General features: G+C 45.6%; 3 protein-coding genes. All 3 read right to left on the bottom strand.

What is annotated here, in order from left to right; all coding sequences use genetic code 11:
- Positions 1-7: 7 nt before the first annotated feature.
- From OGI71_RS22200 to OGI71_RS22190, 3 genes are read right to left on the bottom strand one after another with little or no spacing between them, the layout of a single operon-like run.
- Positions 8-7,621: a non-ribosomal peptide synthetase gene (locus tag OGI71_RS22200; protein ID WP_282252007.1), complete on the bottom strand. Its 7,614-nt coding sequence runs from the start codon at positions 7,619-7,621 to the stop codon at positions 8-10.
- Positions 7,618-19,848, bottom strand: a complete 12,231-nt coding sequence (locus OGI71_RS22195; RefSeq protein ID WP_282252006.1) for a non-ribosomal peptide synthetase — start codon at positions 19,846-19,848, stop codon at positions 7,618-7,620. Before OGI71_RS22195 ends, OGI71_RS22200 begins: the two co-directional genes overlap by 4 nt.
- Complete coding sequence (locus OGI71_RS22190; RefSeq protein WP_282252005.1) at positions 19,845-21,884, bottom strand: non-ribosomal peptide synthetase; 2,040 nt, start codon at positions 21,882-21,884, stop codon at positions 19,845-19,847. Before OGI71_RS22190 ends, OGI71_RS22195 begins: the two co-directional genes overlap by 4 nt.
- Positions 21,885-22,041 lie beyond the last annotated feature (157 nt).

Below are 22,041 nucleotides of genomic sequence, written 5' to 3'. Positions count from 1 at the left end.
ATGATAACTATACGCTTATATACGTTTTATTTTCATCGTCAGTTTTGACATTATCAGCTTTTCCAAACCACAAAGCATGATCTATTTCAGCAGCTAAACTTTCGATATCGGCATGAAGAAATAGCTTTCTTAAGTCTATTTTTGCATCAATTTTTTTTCTAATCAACAGAGATAGTTCCATTGCTTTCAGACTGTTCCCCCCAAGATCAAAAAAATTGTCGTGGATACCGATGCCCGAACGGCCCAGAACTTCCTCCCAGATCGAAACCAGAAGAGACTCCACCGCATTACGCGCACCCACATACTCCGTACCAGTACCCAACAAGCCCTGATCGGCATCAGGCAATGACTTCCGGTCGACCTTACCGTTCGATGTCAGGGGAAGCTCCGAAAGCTCAACATAACGCGACGGAACCATATAAGACGGAACCAGCTCCCCAAGCTCCGCTCGAAGAGCGCCCACATCAACAGGGACAGAGCTAACAATATACGAAACAAGCTCCCGGTCCCCCCCATTGACCTCACGTGCAACGGTAACACTACCCAGGATACCCGAACAGCTCTGAAGCGCAAGGTCAACCTCGCCAAGCTCGATACGGTAGCCACGCACCTTTACCTGGTCGTCCATACGGCCCCGGTACTCGATCTCTCCACCTGACAGACGAACACCGAGATCGCCCGTACGGTAAAGACGCTCCCCGGGACGGTAGGGATCAGCTACAAATCGCAAAGACGTCAGATCGGGACGGTTAAGGTATCCCCGCGAAACACCAGCACCACCGATATAGATCTCCCCCAAACAGCCCTCTGGAACAACTCCCATATTACCGTCAAGAATATAGATCCACGTATTACTGATAGGTAATCCGAGCGTAACTCCGGAACCCGGCTCCAGGCTCTTGACCATACAGCCAACTGTAGCCTCCGTAGGACCATATTCATTATAAAGCGATACACCATCGATAACTGAACTAAGCAGTTTAACATCACTCGGAAAAACCTCCTCTCCACCAAGGATAACTCTACCGACACTGCCCTTAAAAGAATCCAGTGAACCCAGAAGACGCACATGCGAAGGTGTCAGCTTGATAGAGCCAACTCCGCACTCACCACGCAAAGAGTCGCGGACAATATCAGCAGTATCGGTACCATCGCCATAAATATAAAGACCGCTTCCGGATAGCAGACCGCTATAGATACTCGTAACCGTCAGATCAAAAGACAAAGAGCTGGGAACCCCAAAATATCCCCCGGAAACATTCCCAAGATAAAAGTCCATCGACCAAAGAACATAGTTCACCAGGTTACCGTGCTCCACCATAACCCCCTTGGGTTCACCCGTAGAACCAGAAGTATAGATAACATATGCAAGGTCACTGCCATCGGTAACCCCTTCAAGGGAACCCGCGCTGTAATCGCCCATCACCGACTGAAAATCGGACAGAAAAGAGTCATCTATCACAACACGGCAGCCACTGTCAGACAACATATACTCAACCCTCGACCGCGGATAACCGGGGTCAAGGGGAACATAGGCTCCTCCGGCCTTAAGAACACCGAGAATCGCAACCACCATCCATTCCGAACGCTCCAAAAGCAAACCTACAAGAACTTCACGGCCAACACCGTGCTCCCGTCTGAGATAGTCCCCAAGACGGTTCGACAAACCGTCCAGATCACGGTAGCTCAGCTCCCGATCCCCATAAACCACAGCCGGAAGATCACCATAAAGAGCCGCACTAGACTCAAAAAGACTCACAACACTCTCCCCCTCAGGATAAGAAACATCCGTCGCATTAACCCCATAAACAAGACGATCGACCTCATCTGATCCTAGATAGGCAACCGAAGAAACCCCCTGCAACACATCCGAAACCATATTGCCCAAAAGCTCCTCAAGATGCCTGGCAATACCGCCGATAAGCCATTCCGGATACACACTCCTGTCATAATGAAAGTGTACCCCGAAAGTATCTCCAGGGACAACAACAACCGTAAGACCATAGTTCGTCTGCTCCAGAGCAGTGGCCCCAAGCACCCTGAAATCAAACTGTGAGGACTCCAGACGCTCCTGCACCGGATAGTTCTCATAAACAACTATATGGTCAAATAGAGCCCCCGAAAAACCGCTCTCCGACTGAATGTCAGCAAGCTGAACATAATGGTGGCCAAGCCCCGAAATCGAGTCGCCCTGCACACGGAGTAAAAGGTCATGCACACTCTCGCCTTCAACAATACGTACCCGCACGGGAACAGTGTTGATAAAAAGACCCACCATGTCCTCTACCCCCACAAGATCACTGGGACGACCCGAAACAACCGTACCGAAAACAACATCATCACGGTCGTTATAACGGCCCAGAAGAATGCCCCAGGCACACTGGAAAAAAGTACTCTCGGTAACTCCTAAACCAGAACATAATGTCCGAAGGGAACCGTAAGCAGCCCCGTCAAGAACAAAGGACAAATGGCCATGCCCAGATCCACCGCTCTCACCAGCAGCCAATCCCTTAGGGAGGCCGCTCAGCATTTCATAACCCAAAAGATACGCCCGCCAGTATGCATACGAAGATACTCGGTCTATACCCCTAAGCCACGTGATATAGTCCGAATACGGGCGCACAGAAGCTAGCCCGGGATGCTCCCCACGGCACAGGGATCCATAGATCGAAAAAAAATCGTTCACAAGGATACTCACGCACCAGCCGTCCATCAAAATATGGTGATGGCTCCAGATAAACTCATAACGGTCCTCGGAAACACGTACAACAGAAAGACGCATCTGTGAACCCCTACCAAGGTCAAAACCCCGGGAAACATCTGCCGAAAGATACTCCGAAAGAGAAAAATCCTCCGAAGCACGCGAATCGATATAAACAAAGTCGGGCACAGCCTCACGTGCAACAACCTGCAGGATACGGTCCCCATAGGCATCCGTGAAAAAGGTCCGAAGGACCCCATGGCGCTCCACAAGATGCGCGTAACTCCGGGAAAGAACTGTACTGTCGAGCGACCCCTCAATACTGCACCTGAGCTGCTCAAAATAAAGCCCCCCGGAGCCTCCCGAAGATAACCAGTGGTAATAAAGTCCCTGCTGAAGAGGGCTCAGCTCATAGAGATCCTCCACACCGACACTAAGATCCAGATCCCGCACACTCGCCAGATCCAGGGAATTATAGCTCAGGTCCACAGGGGTAACATAGGCCTCTCGGCACTCCGAAAGAATGCCGACAAGCGAACGAAGGTGACCCTCAAAACAAGCAAGGACACCCTGCACCGTAGAGCGCAGATGGAGGCACCCGCTATAGACAACAGTAAAATGAAGCTCACCGTCAATGATCATACCCGTAAAATCCAATTGAGAAGTCCGAGGCCCTGCACTAGATATTCCTGAACCCCACGAACCTCCACGATAACCGAAAACCTCCCCCCCGGAAGCGGAGCCCGAAACACCAAAATCACCAAGATAATTGAAAACAACATTAGGGGAACTACTATAGCCGGCACCACCGAGATAACGCAAAATACCATAGCCGATACCCTTGTTCGGAACACGGTGAACACGCTCCTTTATGCACAAAAGATTATCCAGTGCAGTGCTGCCTCCGTCAATATCCAGAACCACCGGATATATGCTGGTAAACCAGCCTACCGTACGGCTGACATCAACATCTTCACCGATCGGCTCCCGGCCGTGCCCCTCAAGTCCGACAAGGATATGACTCATACCGAACTCCCCATGCAGGGAAAGACCAAGCGATGCCAGTAATATATCATTGATATCTGTACGGTAGGCCGAATAACAGCTCCCCACAAGCTTTGCAGTGGTCCCCCTGTCCAGAACAAAATGCTCACTCGAAACATCACCATATAGATTGGACCCCCCAGGGAAATCCACCCGGAGATCATCATAATCCCCTGAATCAACAGAAGACCAGTAAGCGGACTCTTCCTGCAATGCCGAACTCCCACAATAACGGACAAGGCTCTGTTGCCAGTAGCCATAGGAATCTGTCTTGGAAGGAAGATCATGGCCCCGCCCAGAAACATACCCCTGGTAAAGATGAGAAAGATCCTCCACCAGGATCCGCCAGGAAACACCGTCAACCACAAGGTGGTGACACAAAAGAAACAACAGGTCCCCTTCGTCACGCCGAAAGATACAGCCCCGGAAAAGCGGACCACCGGAAAGACTGAACTCTCCCTGTAATTGCTCACAGTGCGCCACAAGATCAGCGTCATCCCCTATGCTGACCACATCCAGCAAGGGCACAGCATCCCCCGAGTTCTCCTGGAACCAACCGGAAGGACCCTCCCGGTAAACATAACGCAGCGAATCATGATGGCGCATCAGTGAGCCCAAACAGAAACGGATACCATCCTCCAACAGAACACCATCGTAGGAAAGCATCACGCTCTGGTTATAGTGATGACGGTCAACCTGTATCTCCTCAAAAAATAAATGCTGGATCGGGCTGAGACCAAAGGTACCCGTCTCTACCCCCTGAAAAGGCTCTCGGGAAAGAGCAACAACAAGCCCCGAAAGTGAAAAAATCGTCGGAAAACGGAGGATATCCTGGATACCGAGACCATACCCCCCCTGCCGAAGCCGCGAAACAACCTGGATAGACTTGATCGAATCTCCCCCAAGAATAAAAAAATTGTCATGGATACCGATGCCCGAACGGCCCAGAACTTCCTCCCAGATCGAAACCAGAAGAGACTCCACCGCATTACGCGCACCCACATACTCCGTACCCGTGCCCAACACACCCTCCTCGGGATCAGGCAATGACTTCCGGTCGACCTTACCGTTCGGTGTCAGGGGAAGCTCCGAAAGCTCAACATAACGCGACGGAACCATATAAGACGGAACCAGCTCCCCAAGCTCAGCCCGAAGAGCGCCCACATCAACAGGGACAGAGCTAACAATATACGAAACAAGCTCCCGATCCCCCCCATTGACCTCACGTGCAACGGTAACACTACCCAGGATACCCGAACAGCTCTGAACAAAACGGTCAACCTCGCCAAGCTCGATACGGTAGCCACGCACCTTTACCTGGTCGTCCATACGGCCCCGGTACTCGATCTCTCCACCTGACAGACGAACACCGAGATCGCCCGTACGGTAAAGACGCTCCCCGGGACGGTAGGGATCAGCTACAAATCGCAAAGACGTCAGATCGGGACGGTTAAGGTAACCCCGCGAAACACCAGCACCACCGATATAGATCTCCCCCAAACAGCCCTCTGGAACAACTCCCATATTACCGTCAAGAATATAAACCCATGTATTACTGATAGGTAATCCGAGCGTAACTCCGGAACCCGGCTCCAGGCTCTTGACCATACAGCCAACTGTAGCCTCCGTAGGACCATATTCATTATAAAGCGATACACCATCGATAACTGAACTAAGCAGTTTAACATCACTCGGAAAAACCTCCTCTCCACCAAGGATAACTCTACCGACACTACCCTTAAAAGAATCCAGTGAACCCAGAAGACGCACATGCGAAGGTGTCAGCTTGATAGAGCCAACTCCGCACTCACCACGCAAAGAGTCGCGGACAATATCAGCAGTATCGGTACCATCGCCATAAATATAAAGACCGCTTCCGGATAGCAGACCGCTATAGATACTCGTAACCGTCAGATCAAAAGACAAAGAGCTGGGAACCCCAAAATATCCCCCGGAAACATTCCCAAGATAAAAGTCCATCGACCAAAGAACATAGTTCACCAGGTTACCGTGCTCCACCATAACCCCCTTGGGTTCACCCGTAGAACCAGAAGTATAGATAACATATGCAAGGTCACTGCTACTAATTCTTGCAGGTACATTCTCAAAACACGTGTCCTCAGAATTTATTTCTATATCTATAGCATATAGACTCCCTTCAAAATTCGAAAAATTGAAAATATAATCAGCCTGTGTTATGATTGCTTGACAACAGCTATCCTGAATAAGATAGTCTATTCTTGATTGGGGATAACCGGGGTCAATGGGAACATAGGCTCCCCCGGCCTTAAGAACACCGAGAATCGCAATCACCATCCATTCCGAACGGTCTAGCACAATTCCGATCAATGCACCATCTCCAACTCCGTGCTGCGTACGTAAATGATAACTAACCTGATTAGCTAAACCATTCAAATCCCGGTAGCTCAGCTCCCGATCCCCGTAAACCACAGCCGGAAGATCACCATAAAGAGCCGCACTAGACTCAAAAAGACTCACAACACTCTCCCCCTCAGGATAAGAAACTTCCGTCGCATTAAACCCATAAACAAGACGATCGACCTCATGTTGATCTAAAAAATTTAATGTCTCAACATCTTGAAATACGTTTTCCACCATTACCTTGAGTAGATTAATTAAATACTGTCCAAAACGAGAGATAAAAGATTTATCGAATGCCAAACTATTATATATAAAATTTATATCTATACAATCGTGAGGATTAACAATTGCTGTTAAATCATAACCATTGTGTAAAAACTTCTGATCTGTACAAGACATAATTCTCTCTCCCCCATTAAGTATGCTATCTTTGGATTCATTAATAGGAAAATTTTGGAATTGAATAATATGATCAAATAGTTTGTTTGCGCGACTATGCTGAGATTGTATACTAGCTAATTGGACATAATGATGTGGAATACTAGAAATAAACTCTTTTTGCATTCGGTTTAAAAGGTCTAATACTCTATCCTTTTTTTTGAGATGTATTCTTACCGGTATTGTGTTAATAAAAAGTCCCACCATATCTTCAATACCAATAAGCTCTCCTGGACGCCCAGAAACAACGGAACCAAAGACAACATCATTATTAAAAGTATAGCGTGCTAACAAAATTCCCCAAGCGCATTGAATAAATACATTTTCTGTAATTCCAAGTTCTGTACACACAGACCTAAGCTTTACACAATCCTGTAAATTAAGTCTTAGTGAGAACCCATCAATTATATCATTTCTCGAATTACTAACTTGTAATTTCCCTGGAAATTCTGTAATACTATCATGGCCATAAAGATACTCTTGCCAATACCTCAACGATGCTTCTTTATTAACAGATTCGAGCCATTTAATATAATCTGAATATGGCCTTATAGTTTTGAGTTTACAATCTCTTCTCTCAAAGAGGGCTTCGTATATTTGAAAAAAATCACTCACAAGATTAAACATACACCACCCATCCATAATAATGTGGTGATAGCTCCAGATCAGTTCATAGGTATTATTTTTTAAATGAATAACCGTTAACCTCATTTGCGAAGCTTTCTGTAAATTAAAACCTTGCTTAAGATCTTGATCTTTATAGGACGATAATGAAAAAGAAATATTATCACTTGTATCAATATATACAAAATTAGGATCTACATCTTTAACTACAACCTGAAGTATACGGTCCCCAAAATCTTCGGTGAAAAATGTACGCAAGACCCCATGGCGCAATATTAATTTTTCATATGCTTCTTTGATCTTCTGAAGATCCAAACTTGCTTCAATGCAATATGAAATTTGATATACAAACTCTGATTTTAAATCACTACTCAACCAATGATAATATATTCCTTCTTGAAGCGGACTAAGTACATAAACATCTTCTATCATAACATTTTTTTTAATTTCTCATATTGTTCCATTGTTAAGCCTTTATAAGTGAAATCAACAGGTGTAGATTCAGCGATTGTTTTTTCAGATAAAATTGAGATAAAATTATTGATATTATTTTCCACCGATTTTAACAATTTGTATATTGTTTTTTTATGAAACATATTTCTACTATAGACTATCTTTCCTTGAAATTCATTTTTATTTATAGCTGATTCAAAGTACAATAGTGTGCTTCTTTCGTTTTTATTTGCTGTTGCTTTACCATAATTACCCTCGGAATAAGTAAAATTAGAAGATCCCGAAACACCAAAATCACCAAGATAATTGAAAACAACATTAGGGGAACTACTATAGCCGGCACCACCGAGATAACGCAAAATACCATAGCCGATACCCTTGTTCGGAACACGGTGAACACGCTCCTTTATGCACAAAAGATTATCCAGTGCAGTGCTGCCTCCGTCAATATCCAGAACCACCGGATATATGCTGGTAAACCAGCCTACCGTACGGCTGACATCAACATCTTCACCGATCGGCTCCCGGCCGTGCCCCTCAAGTCCGACAAGGATATGACTCATACCGAACTCCCCATGCAGGGAAAGACCAAGCGATGCCAGTAATATATCATTGATATCTGTACGGTAGGCCGAATAACAGCTCCCCACAAGCTTTGCAGTGGTCCCCCTGTCCAGAACAAAATGCTCACTCGAAACATCACCATATAGATTGGACCCCCCAGGGAAATCCACCCGGAGATCATCATAATCCCCTGAGTCAACAGAAGACCAGTAAGCGGCCTCTTCCTGCAATGCCGAACTCCCACAATAACGGACAAGGCTCTGTTGCCAGTAGCCATAGGAATCTGTCTTGGAAGGAAGATCATGGCCCCGCCCAGAAACATACCCCTGGTAAAGATGAGAAAGATCCTCCACCAGGATCCGCCAGGAAACACCGTCAACCACAAGGTGGTGACACAAAAGAAACAACAGGTCCCCTTCGTCACGCCGAAAGATACAGCCCCGGAAAAGCGGACCACCGGAAAGACTGAACTCTCCCTGTAATCGCTCACAGTGCGCCACAAGATCAGCGTCATCCCCTATGCTGACCACATCCAGCAAGGGCACAGCATCCCCCGAGTTCTCCTGGAACCAACCGGAAGGACCCTCCCGGTAAACATAACGCAGCGAATCATGATGGCGCATCAGTGAGCCCAAACAGAAACGGATACCATCCTCCAACAGAACACCATCGTAGGAAAGCATCACGCTCTGGTTATAGTGATGACGGTCAACCTGTATCTCCTCAAAAAATAAATGCTGGATCGGGCTGAGACCAAAGGTACCCGTCTCTACCCCCTGAAAAGGCTCTCGGGAAAGAGCAACAACAAGCCCCGAAAGTGAAAAAATCGTCGGAAAACGGAGGATATCCTGGATACCGAGACCATACCCTCCCTGCCGAAGCCGCGAAACAACCTGGATAGACTTGATCGAATCTCCCCCAAGAATAAAAAAATTGTCGTGGATACCGATGCCCGAACGGCCCAGAACTTCCTCCCAGATCGAAACCAGAAGAGACTCCACCGCATTACGCGCACCCACATACTCCGTACCCGTGCCCAACACACCCTCCTCGGGATCAGGCAATGACTTCCGGTCGACCTTACCGTTCGGTGTCAGGGGAAGCTCCGAAAGCTCAACATAACGCGACGGAACCATATAAGACGGAACCAGCTCCCCAAGCTCCGCTCGAAGAGCGCCCACATCAACAGGGACAGAGCTAACAATATACGAAACAAGCTCCCGATCCCCCCCATTGACCTCACGTGCAACGGTAACACTACCCAGGATACCCGAACAGCTCTGAACAAAACGGTCAACCTCGCTAAGCTCGATACGGTAGCCACGCACCTTTACCTGGTCGTCCATACGGCCCCGGTACTCGATCTCTCCACCTGACAGACGAACACCGAGATCGCCCGTACGGTAAAGACGCTCCCCGGGACGGTAGGGATCAGCTACAAATCGCAAAGACGTCAGATCGGGACGGTTAAGGTAACCCCGCGAAACACCAGCACCACCGATATAGATCTCCCCCAAACAGCCCTCTGGAACAACTCCCATATTACCGTCAAGAATATAAACCCATAATGTTGATAAGGGTTTACCAATATTACTAATGCCTATATTTATCTCGTAATCTGTGATTTCCTTAAATGAAACATGAACAGTTGTTTCCGTAATTCCATACATATTTATAGTTTTTGAACTAGGGAAAACTTTTTTATAATTAATCAAGTTTGCCGGTAGCAACGCCTCCCCTCCAAAAATAATATATCGTATAGATTTAACTTTCTTTCCAGAACTTAATGCAGAATTCAGAGTTAAATAGAAAAAACCTGGCGTCTGATTTAATATCGTTACTTTTTCCTTTATCAAAAAATCTAAAAACAGGGTACTATCCTTAATTATTTCAGTGGACGCAAGAGCTATCTTTCCTCCATACAATAATGCACCGTACATCTCCCAAACCGAAAAATCAAAACATATAGAATGAAACAATGACCAAGTATCCGATGAAGAAAAATCAAATGATTGATCCTTATTTTTCAATAAAGAAACCACATTTCTGTGCTCCACCATAACCCCCTTGGGTTCACCCGTAGAACCAGAAGTATAGATAACATATGCAAGGTCACTGCCATCGATAACCCCTTCAAGGGAACCCGCGCTGTAATCGCCCATCACCGACTGAAAATCGGACAGAAAAGAGTCATCTATCACAACACGGCAGCCACTGTCGGACAACATATACTCAACCCTCGACCGCGGATAACCGGGGTCAATCGGAACATAGGCTCCCCCGGCCTTAAGAACACCGAGAATCGCAACCACCATCCATTCCGAACGCTCCAAAAGCAAACCTACAAGAACTTCACGGCCAACACCGTGCTCCCGTCTGAGGTAGTCCCCAAGACGGTTCGACAAACCGTCCAGATCACGGTAGCTCAGCTCCCGATCCCCGTAGACCACGGCCGGTAGATCACCATAAAGAGCCGCACTAGACTCAAAAAGACTCACAACACTCTCCCCATCAGGATAAGAAACATCCGTCGCATTAACCCCATAAACAAGACGATCGACCTCATCTGATCCTAGATAGGCAACCGAAGCCCCCCCCTGCAACACATCCGAAACCATATTGCCCAAAAGCTCCTCAAGATGCCTGGCAATACCGCCGATAAGCCATTCCGGATACACACTCCTGTCATAATGAAAGTGTACCCCGAAAGTATCTCCAGGGACAACAACAACCGTAAGACCATAGTTCGTCTGCTCCAGAGCAGTGGCCCCAAGCACCCTGAAATCAAACTGTGAGGACTCCAGACGCTCCTGCACCGGATAGTTCTCATAAACAACTATATGGTCAAATAGAGCCCCCGAAAAACCGCTCTCCGACTGAATGTCAGCAAGCTGAACATAATGGTGGCCAAGCCCCGAAATCGAGTCGCCCTGCACACGGAGTAAAAGGTCATGCACACTCTCGCCTTCAACAATACGTACCCGCACGGGAACAGTGTTGATAAAAAGACCCACCATGTCCTCTACCCCCACAAGATCACTGGGACGACCCGAAACAACCGTACCGAAAACAACATCATCACGGTCGTTATAACGGCCCAGAAGAATGCCCCAGGCACACTGGAAAAAAGTACTCTCGGTAACTCCTAAACCAGAACATAATGTCCGAAGGGAACCGTAAGCAGCCCCGTCAAGAACAAAGGACAAATGGCCATGCCCAGATCCACCGCTCTCACCAGCAGCCAATCCCTTAGGGAGGCCGCTCAGCATTTCATAACCCAAAAGATACGCCCGCCAGTATGCATACGAAGATACTCGGTCTATACCCCTAAGCCACGTGATATAGTCCGAATACGGGCGCACAGAAGCTAGCCCGGGATGCTCCCCACGGCACAGGGATCCATAGATCGAAAAAAAATCGTTCACAAGGATACTCACGCACCAGCCGTCCATCAAAATATGGTGATGGCTCCAGATAAACTCATAACGGTCCTCGGAAACACGTACAACAGAAAGACGCATCTGTGAACCCCTACCAAGGTCAAAACCCCGGGAAACATCTGCCGAAAGATACTCCGAAAGAGAAAAATCCTCCGAAGCACGCGAATCGATATAAACAAAGTCGGGCACAGCCTCACGTGCAACAACCTGCAGGATACGGTCCCCATAGGCATCCGTGAAAAAGGTCCGAAGGACCCCATGGCGCTCCACAAGATGCGCGTAACTCCGGGAAAGAACTGTACTGTCGAGCGACCCCTCAATACTGCACCTGAGCTGCTCAAAATAAAGCCCCCCGGAGCCTCCCGAAGATAACCAGTGGTAATAAAGTCCCTGCTGAAGAGGGCTCAGCTCATAGAGATCCTCCACACCGACACTAAGATCCAGATCCCGCACACTCGCCAGATCCAGGGAATTATAGCTCAGGTCCACAGGGGTAACATAGGCCTCTCGGCACTCCGAAAGAATGCCGACAAGCGAACGAAGGTGACCCTCAAAACAAGCAAGGACACCCTGCACCGTAGAGCGCAGATGGAGGCACCCGCTATAGACAACAGTAAAATGAAGCTCACCGTCAATGATCATACCCGTAAAATCCAATTGAGAAGTCCGAGGCCCTGCACTAGATATTCCTGAACCCCACGAACCTCCACGATAACCGAAAACCTCCCCCCCGGAAGCGGAGCCCGAAACACCAAAATCACCAAGATAATTGAAAACAACATTAGGGGAACTACTATAGCCGGCACCACCGAGATAACGCAAAATACCATAGCCGATACCCTTGTTCGGAACACGGTGAACACGCTCCTTTATGCACAAAAGATTATCCAGTGCAGTGCTGCCTCCGTCAATATCCAGAACCACCGGATATATGCTGGTAAACCAGCCTACCGTACGGCTGACATCAACATCTTCACCGATCGGCTCCCGGCCGTGCCCCTCAAGTCCGACAAGGATATGACTCATACCGAACTCCCCATGCAGGGAAAGACCAAGCGATGCCAGTAATATATCATTGATATCTGTACGGTAGGCCGAATAACAGCTCCCCACAAGCTTTGCAGTGGTCCCCCTGTCCAGAACAAAATGCTCACTCGAAACATCACCATATAGATTGGACCCCCCAGGGAAATCCACCCGGAGATCATCATAATCCCCTGAGTCAACAGAAGACCAGTAAGCGGACTCTTCCTGCAATGCCGAACTCCCACAATAACGGACAAGGCTCTGTTGCCAGTAGCCATAGGAATCTGTCTTGGAAGGAAGATCATGGCCCCGCCCAGAAACATACCCCTGGTAAAGATGAGAAAGATCCTCCACCAGGATCCGCCAGGAAACACCGTCAACCACAAGGTGGTGACACAAAAGAAACAACAGGTCCCCTTCGTCACGCCGAAAGATACAGCCCCGGAAAAGCGGACCACCGGAAAGACTGAACTCTCCCTGTAATCGCTCACAGTGCGCCACAAGATCAGCGTCATCCCCTATGCTGACCACATCCAGCAAGGGCACAGCATCCCCCGAGTTCTCCTGGAACCAACCGGAAGGACCCTCCCGGTAAACATAACGCAGCGAATCATGATGGCGCATCAGTGAGCCCAAACAGAAACGGATACCATCCTCCAACAGAACACCATCGTAGGAAAGCATCACGCTCTGGTTATAGTGATGACGGTCAACCTGTATCTCCTCAAAAAATAAATGCTGGATCGGGCTGAGACCAAAGGTACCCGTCTCTACCCCCTGAAAAGGCTCTCGGGAAAGAGCAACAACAAGCCCCGAAAGTGAAAAAATCGTCGGAAAACGGAGGATATCCTGGATACCGAGACCATACCCTCCCTGCCGAAGCCGCGAAACAACCTGGATAGACTTGATCGAATCTCCCCCAAGAATAAAAAAATTGTCGTGGATACCGATGCCCGAACGGCCCAGAACTTCCTCCCAGATCGAAACCAGAAGAGACTCCACCGCATTACGCGCACCCACATACTCCGTACCCGTGCCCAACACACCCTCCTCGGGATCAGGCAATGACTTCCGGTCGACCTTACCGTTCGGTGTCAGGGGAAGCTCCGAAAGCTCAACATAACGCGACGGAACCATATAAGACGGAACCAGCTCCCCAAGCTCAGCCCGAAGAGCGCCCACATCAACAGGGACAGAGCTAACAATATACGAAACAAGCTCCCGATCCCCCCCATTGACCTCACGTGCAACGGTAACACTACCCAGGATACCCGAACAGCTCTGAACAAAACGGTCAACCTCGCTAAGCTCGATACGGTAGCCACGCACCTTTACCTGGTCGTCCATACGGCCCCGGTACTCGATCTCTCCACCTGACAGACGAACACCGAGATCGCCCGTACGGTAAAGACGCTCCCCGGGACGGTAGGGATCAGCTACAAATCGCAAAGACGTCAGATCGGGACGGTTAAGGTAACCCCGCGAAACACCAGCACCACCGATATAGATCTCCCCCAAACAGCCCTCTGGAACAACTCCCATATTACCGTCAAGAATATAGATATATTCGTTATGCAAAGGTCGACCTATCGTAACAATATTAGAAGTATTATCTATAAAAAAACGACTGCTATATATTGTAGTTTCTGTAGGACCGTAAAGATTCCTAACTTTAATCGGCCCCATTTCAAGATGTCTCACATAATCCATCAGAAAAGACTCTCCCGCAACATTAATAGCTTTGACAGATGTTAAGTCACTACTTTTTAAAAATGTTAACATCCGAGGCAGAAAGGACAACAAGACTCCCTTAAACAGACGCAAATAATTCTTAATCTCAAGTGCACTTTCTAAAATAACACACCGCTTATTATTAATTAAAGCAAAAAGAACTTCGAAAACAGAAACATCAAAACTTAATGAAGTTGTCACAAAAACGGTCTCGATTTCATCATTGCAATATTCAACTGAACTCCATTTCAATAAAGAAACCACATTTCTGTGCTCCACCATAACCCCCTTGGGTTCACCCGTAGAACCAGAAGTATAGATAACATATGCAAGGTCACTGCCATCGGTAACCCCTTCAAGGGAACCCGCGCTGTAATCGCCCATCACCGACTGAAAATCGGACAGAAAAGAGTCATCTATCACAACACGGCAGCCACTGTCAGACAACATATACTCAACCCTCGACCGCGGATAACCGGGGTCAATCGGAACATAGGCTCCTCCGGCCTTAAGAACACCGAGAATCGCAACCACCATCCATTCCGAACGCTCCAAAAGCAAACCTACAAGAACTTCACGGCCAACACCGTGCTCCCGTCTGAGGTAGTCCCCAAGACGGTTCGACAAAACGTCCAGATCACGGTAGCTCAGCTCCCGATCCCCGTAAACCACAGCCGGAAGATCACCATAAAGAGCCGCACTAGACTCAAAAAGACTCACAACACTCTCCCCATCAGGATAAGAAACATCCGTCGCATTAAACCCATAAACAAGACGATCGACCTCATCTGCCCCCAGATAGGCAACTTCCCCAAGGCGAACCCCAGGACCCGATGAAACACAGCAGATGAAACTACGCAGGTGATCAAGGATACTCCGCGCCCGCGAATCGCTATAAACATCCGTGCTGTACTCAAGCCCCACGGAAAGAACACCCCCGGATTCCGAAAACGTAAACAGAAGGTCAAACTTGCTCGTAGAGTCCCCATAAGAACCCCCGTAACCGCTAACCTCAACACCGCCCACACAAACAGCACCAGACCCTATAGCACTATCTTCCTGAACGCTCAACATGACATCGAACAGCGGGTTGCGCCCCATGTCACGGACAACTCCCAGTTCCTCAACTAAACGCTCAAAAGGATAAAGCTGGTGCGCATAACCGCCAAGGCACACAGAACGAACTTGCGACAGAAGCCCCAGAAAATCTTCTTCTCCCGTAAAACGGCTCCGAAAAGCAAGCGTGTTCGCATAAAAACCCAGCTGACCGGAAAGACCGGCATGCTCACGCCCAGCAATGGGACTACCGATGACCTGGTCTGTCTGACCGCTGTAACGGTAAAAAAGACCGTTGACAGAAGCCAGACAGCCCATGAAAAGCGTACAGCCTGACCCCTGCAGCACAGAACGGAAGGCCACGGAGTCAGACAACGACAACGAAACAGAAACACGGGAACCACGGTAGCTCTTTACTGCAGGACGCACAAGGTCCTCAGGCAGCTGCAGCACCGGAAGCTCACCCCCCAGCTGCTCTAGCCAGTAGGAACGAGAGACAGAAAAAAAGTCCCCGGACAGATGACCAGACTCCCAGCTCGCATAATCACGGTACTGAAGTTCAAGCGACGGCAGATCCACCACCAAACCAGAAGAAAGCGAACCATAAAGCGACAGAACTTCCTTGACCATGATACCCATAGACCAGCCATCACTGATGATATGGTGCATCGTGCACAGAAAAACCCACTCCGAGGGACCTGTACGGTAAAGGTGCGCACGAAGCAGGGGGCCCGAAGATAGGTCAAAAGGACGCCCGATCTCAGAGGACAGCAGCCCCTCAACACCCCCTCCCTCTATTGCATAACCCTCTCCAATAAGATCACGGTATGCAAGGGAAAATCCCGCATCTTCCGCTGAAAGAACAACCTGACGCACATCTCCCCCATCAACCGTACGGAAAACCGTCCGCAGGATCTCATGGCGCCCGATGAGCTCGCGGAAAGACCCCTCCAGTGCAGAAATATCCAGAACACCACGGAAAACATAAACCGACGGAACATGGTAGGCCATGCTGCCCCCATCAAACTGGCTCAGAACCCATAGACGACGCTGCGAGGACGACAAAGGGTAACCGGAATCACTGTCGGGAACCCGAGCGATGCCTACAACGCCCGGAAGGTTGCCCCTGGAAAGAAGACCTGACTGACCCGAAACCGTAGGGTGCAGGAAAAGGTCCTGCAGGGACATCTGAACATGGAAACTCCGCGAAACACTGCCCGAAAGACGGATAGCCCGCAGACTGTTCCCCCCAAGATCAAAAAAATTGTCGTGGATACCGATGCCCGAACGGCCCAGAACTTCCTCCCAGATCGAAACCAGAAGAGACTCCACCGCATTACGCGCACCCACGTACTCCGTACCCGTGCCCAACACACCCTCCTCGGGATCAGGCAATGACTTCCGGTCGACCTTACCGTTCGGTGTCAGCGGAAGCTCCGAAAGCTCAACATAACGCGACGGAACCATATAAGACGGAACCAGCTCCCCAAGCTCAGCCCGAAGAGCGCCCACATCAACAGGGACAGAGCTAACAATATACGAAACAAGCTCACGGTCCCCCCCATTGACCTCACGTGCAACGGTAACACTACCCAGGATACCCGAACAGCTCTGAACAAAACGGTCAACCTCGCCAAGCTCGATACGGTAGCCACGCACCTTTACCTGGTCGTCCATACGGCCCCGGTACTCGATCTCTCCACCTGACAGACGAACACCGAGATCGCCCGTACGGTAAAGACGCTCCCCGGGACGGTAGGGATCAGCTACAAATCGCAAAGACGTCAGATCGGGACGGTTAAGGTAACCCCGCGAAACACCAGCACCACCGATATAGATCTCCCCCAAACAGCCCTCTGGAACAACTCCCATATTACCGTCAAGAATATAAACCCAATTATTACCTAATGGTGTCCCGAGCGGTATTTTTCCCCCTGAAAATCCCAAATCAACCTTCTGAACCAGTTTTCCAACTGTCGTCTCGGTAGGACCATAATGATTATACACGTTGCATGTTGCCGAAAGTTCCTGCAATGACAACAATATATTAGAATCTAATTCCTCTCCGCCAAATATTAAACATTTAGCGGGAGTCAAAAAATAGCCCATGTCACGAAGAGCCTTCCAGTGACTGGGGGCTATTTTTATACAGTCAATCTCTTTAGAGAAACCATGACCAGCAACACTCAGTTCCATATCTGAGAAAACATGGAGTTTCTTTCCTAAAAATAAAGAAGGATAAAGTACTGTATTCCCAAGATCAGCCGCAAAACTTGATAAGAAACCGAAGCTATCGCATTCTTCTATATTTGTTCTATTATTGATACTGTAAACATATTCAACCACATTTCTGTGCTCCACCATAACCCCCTTGGGTTCACCCGTAGAACCAGAAGTATAGATAACATATGCAAGGTCACTGCCATCGGTAACCCCTTCAAGGGAACCCGCGCTGTAATCGCCCATCACCGACTGAAAATCGGACAGAAAAGAGTCATCTATAACAACACGGCAGCCACTGTCAGACAACATATACTCAACCCTCGACCGCGGATAACCGGGGTCAATGGGAACATAGGCTCCTCCGGCCTTAAGAACACCGAGAATCGCAACCACCATCCATTCCGAACGCTCCAAAAGCAAACCTACAAGAACTTCACGGCCAACACCGTGCTCCCGTCTGAGATAGTCCCCAAGACGGTTCGACAAAACGTCCAGATCACGGTAGCTCAGCTCCCGATCCCCGTAAACCACAGCCGGAAGATCACCATAAAGAGCCGCACTAGACTCAAAAAGACTCACAACACTCTCCCCCTCAGGATAAGAAACTTCCGTCGCATTAACCCCATAAACAAGACGCTCGACCTCTAAGGGGCTCAAAAATCCTAATTGTTTTATTGATACAAATGGCGTATCTAAACAACTTACAATAATACTATTCACAAGGTCAACAAATCGTAAAATTGAAGTTTGTTTGAACAATAGAGTACAATATTCAATATCCAAATAAAAACTTCCGCTAGGATCTTCAATAAAGTTAAATGTCAAATCAAATCGAACATTTTTCTTTCGACCGGATTTCCAACTCAGCTCTCCCAACTTATCAATAACAAAATTCTCATCTTTATTGGTATTAACAGAACGAAATGGCTCATGAAAAACCATCATAACATCAAATAAAGGATTTCTCGATAAATCAAATTTTGTTTTATCTAGTTCTAAAATCTTGCTAAATGGATAATTGCCATATACCAACAACTCATTAAAATGTTTAGCATATTTTTCAATCATTTCCAAAAAAGAGTCATCCAAGAAATCTGAAAAGAAAACTGGGACAATATTAACAAGAGGGCCAATTTGATTTTGATCTGATTGATGAAACCTAGTTGATAATGTCGTACCAAAAACAACAGCATTTTCATTACTAATCCTATAAAGAAAAATACTTAAAATACAACTAAAAAACTCAAAAAAAGTAAAATTATACTTGAGACAAAATTCCCTTATTAAAACACATTGCTTAGCATCAAAAACAGATTTATAAGAACTCCCTTGGACAGAGCGAGTAGCTGTTCTCGAAAAATCTAATGGCAAATCAGGCCTTTCCGCTTTTTTTTTAATTTGTTTGTTCCAAAAATCCGAAACTTCATTTGACCAATCATTCTCTCCCACACTCTTGTGCTCAAATCTCAAAGCAGGTCTTTGAAAAAAATAACCTCCTTTAACTCTCTTCAAATATTCATCCGTCAATCTATTAATTAAAATAGAAATCGAATATCCATCAAAAATCATATGATGAACACAAAATATGACCGCATAATGGGCTTCATCTAACTTCACTAATGTGGCTTTCAATAAATCGCCATACTCTGGTTCAAACTCATATTTACAATATGCATCAATTTCCTTTTCTATATATTTAAACTTATCTAAATTTTGAGATAGATCCAGAAAACTCAGTTTAAAACTATTTATTGGATTTACAGAACGTTTTAATTCATTATCAAAATCAAAAAAAATTGATCTCAAAATATCGAATTGGTCAATAACAGATTTAAAAGAATTTTCAAAGTCAGTAAATTCAAGTTTCCCATAAATCTGCATATCAAAGACCAGATTATAGCTCGAAAAACCGCCAAACAAACGACAAGCCGACCAAATCCCAAGCTGCATAGGAGTAATACAAGGAATATTAGCATCAGTATTTATTAGTGAGGTTTCAGAGGTTTGACTAAGATAATGGGTAAGGTCCTTTTTTAATAATTTCGCTGTTTTAAGTAAATCCTCAGAAAGATCTTGAACATTTCCAATTAATTTTAAATCCCCATTGACCATTTTCGGCATCACACCGATATTTTTTAAAAAACTAATTAATTCAGTGATACTCATAAAATAATTTCATTATTTGAAACAAAACCATACCTAACCCATATCAAATTTTCCATATATATTAAAAAATCTCCGATTGATGAGTTTTTTCTAACCAAATCTAACCTTAAATGTATTTCAAATTCTTTATTTATATAATTAATAACCTCAGTAAACCTTAATGAATCGACACCCAAGGTTCGAAAGGAATCATTGTCCTCATCTATTTCATCAAAAATTATCCCAGTAATTTTATTAAGAAGGGTGAAAATATACAGTTTAATATCCTCGTATTTGCACTGGTTCTTAATCCTCAAAATCAAATCATAATCAATTACAAAACCATCATAGGATTGCCGCTCATAGACATCTATTACTTTTAACGAGCCGGTAAAATATGAATGCTTAGAAATTTTCCGATTAATTTTTCCGCTGGATGTCCTGGGTAATGATCGAGGTGATAGAAACAATATTTTTAGAGGTTGAACATCGAAAGCTATGCCGATATAACGACTCAAATCATCTATCCACCTCTCACTTACAACTACATTAATCTTTGTCCTTTTAATTTCGATAAGTAAAATAAAATCATCACACAAATCGGTCTCTTTAAACATTAAAAACCCTCCCTTAAAAATGAAATCATACTTATCAGTTAACTTTGTTTCAAAATCGACTGGAAAAAAGTTCCTACCTCTTATGACAACCACATCTTTAATTCTCCCTAAAAAATATAATTCTTTCTGTAAAACGAATCCTAAGTCTCCAGTTTTAAAATATTTAAGACCATCAATATTTAGAAACATTTTACTATTATTATCTAACCCAAAATAGCCTGAAAATATATTGGGGCCATAAACACAAATTTCACCTTCTTCAGAATCACCGCATACTTGATCTCGATCTAATGAAATAATTTTAATATCAAGATCTTTATGACAGCGCCCTAAACTAACAACCTCACCTTGGCTCATATTGTTAGCATAGGCATCACGCTTATTATTATGTTCAAACAGAATAGTCGGAGAACATTTCAATGACTTCATTCCAGAAACCAATAACGTTGCTTCCGCAAGTCCATAACAAGGAAAAATGGAATTCTTATTAAAACCAAAAGTTTCAAACTTCCTTGAGAACCTTCGTATAGTAGATGAATTGACGAAATCAGCCCCAATAAAAGCAACTTTCCAACTCGAAAGATCTAAATTCGACATTCCAATGCTTTCTTGCTCAATCTCTAAACACATATCATAAGCAAAATTAGGCCCACCACTATGTGTAGCTTTAAATTTAGAAATCCCCAAAAGCCATCGACTGGGGGTTTGCAAAAAATGAACAGGGTCCAATAGAATACATGTACTGCCAGCATAAATAGATTCAAGTATAACTCCTACAAGCCCCATATCATGATAGAATGGTAACCACGAAAAAATAATTGATTCATCATTCACAAAAAAAGTTTCACTAATATTTCTCAAATTATGCATCAAATTTTCATTGCTTATTATAACACCTTTAGGGTCTCCCGTAGAACCTGAAGTATATTGAATAAATACAGGATGCTCATCTGGAACTAAGGCAGATTCAATTAAACTAGAACTAAAGAAAACCGATTTTACATCAATATTATCCGTACAAATAACTCTTTCGCTCATTTCAACAAGCTCCTGACAAACATCTATCAATTGACTCGCAATTTCTGAAGTACTTAGGATAAAAGTCAACTTCGCATTACTCAATAAATTGATGATGTGTTCATTTTTCTTAGCAGATTTAGCTACATAGATTGGAACTGCAGTACCGCCACAGTATTGACAAGCGAGAAATGCTATAATAAATTCAAAATAATCCGTATACATTAGTCCCAACCTATCCCCTCGCTTAACACCTTTACAATTAATATACTTACTTAATATCTCTACATTCTTTAAGAGGTCTTCATAAGAAATTTTTTCTTCAACATCATTTAGAGAATTTAACTTAATAAAAGATGTCTTATAAGGACTTTTCCTTACAGAAGAATAGAGTCGTTGGATTATACTTTCAGTATTACTCATTATAACATAAATAGGATTAAAATTCAACAAATTGAAGAACAAACAAAATCAAAAGGAGACAACCTAAACATACACTTGCCGTATTAGTAATTTAAATTTATTAATTATATTAAATAAATAGATATATTAAAATACCGTACCTATAAATTAACTAAAA

It is taken from the genome of Sphingobacterium sp. ML3W (genome assembly GCF_029542085.1).
Taxonomy (GTDB): Bacteria; Bacteroidota; Bacteroidia; order Sphingobacteriales; family Sphingobacteriaceae; genus Sphingobacterium.
Note: the sequence above shows the minus strand (reverse complement) of the source record. Positions and strands in the feature narration are given on the sequence as shown.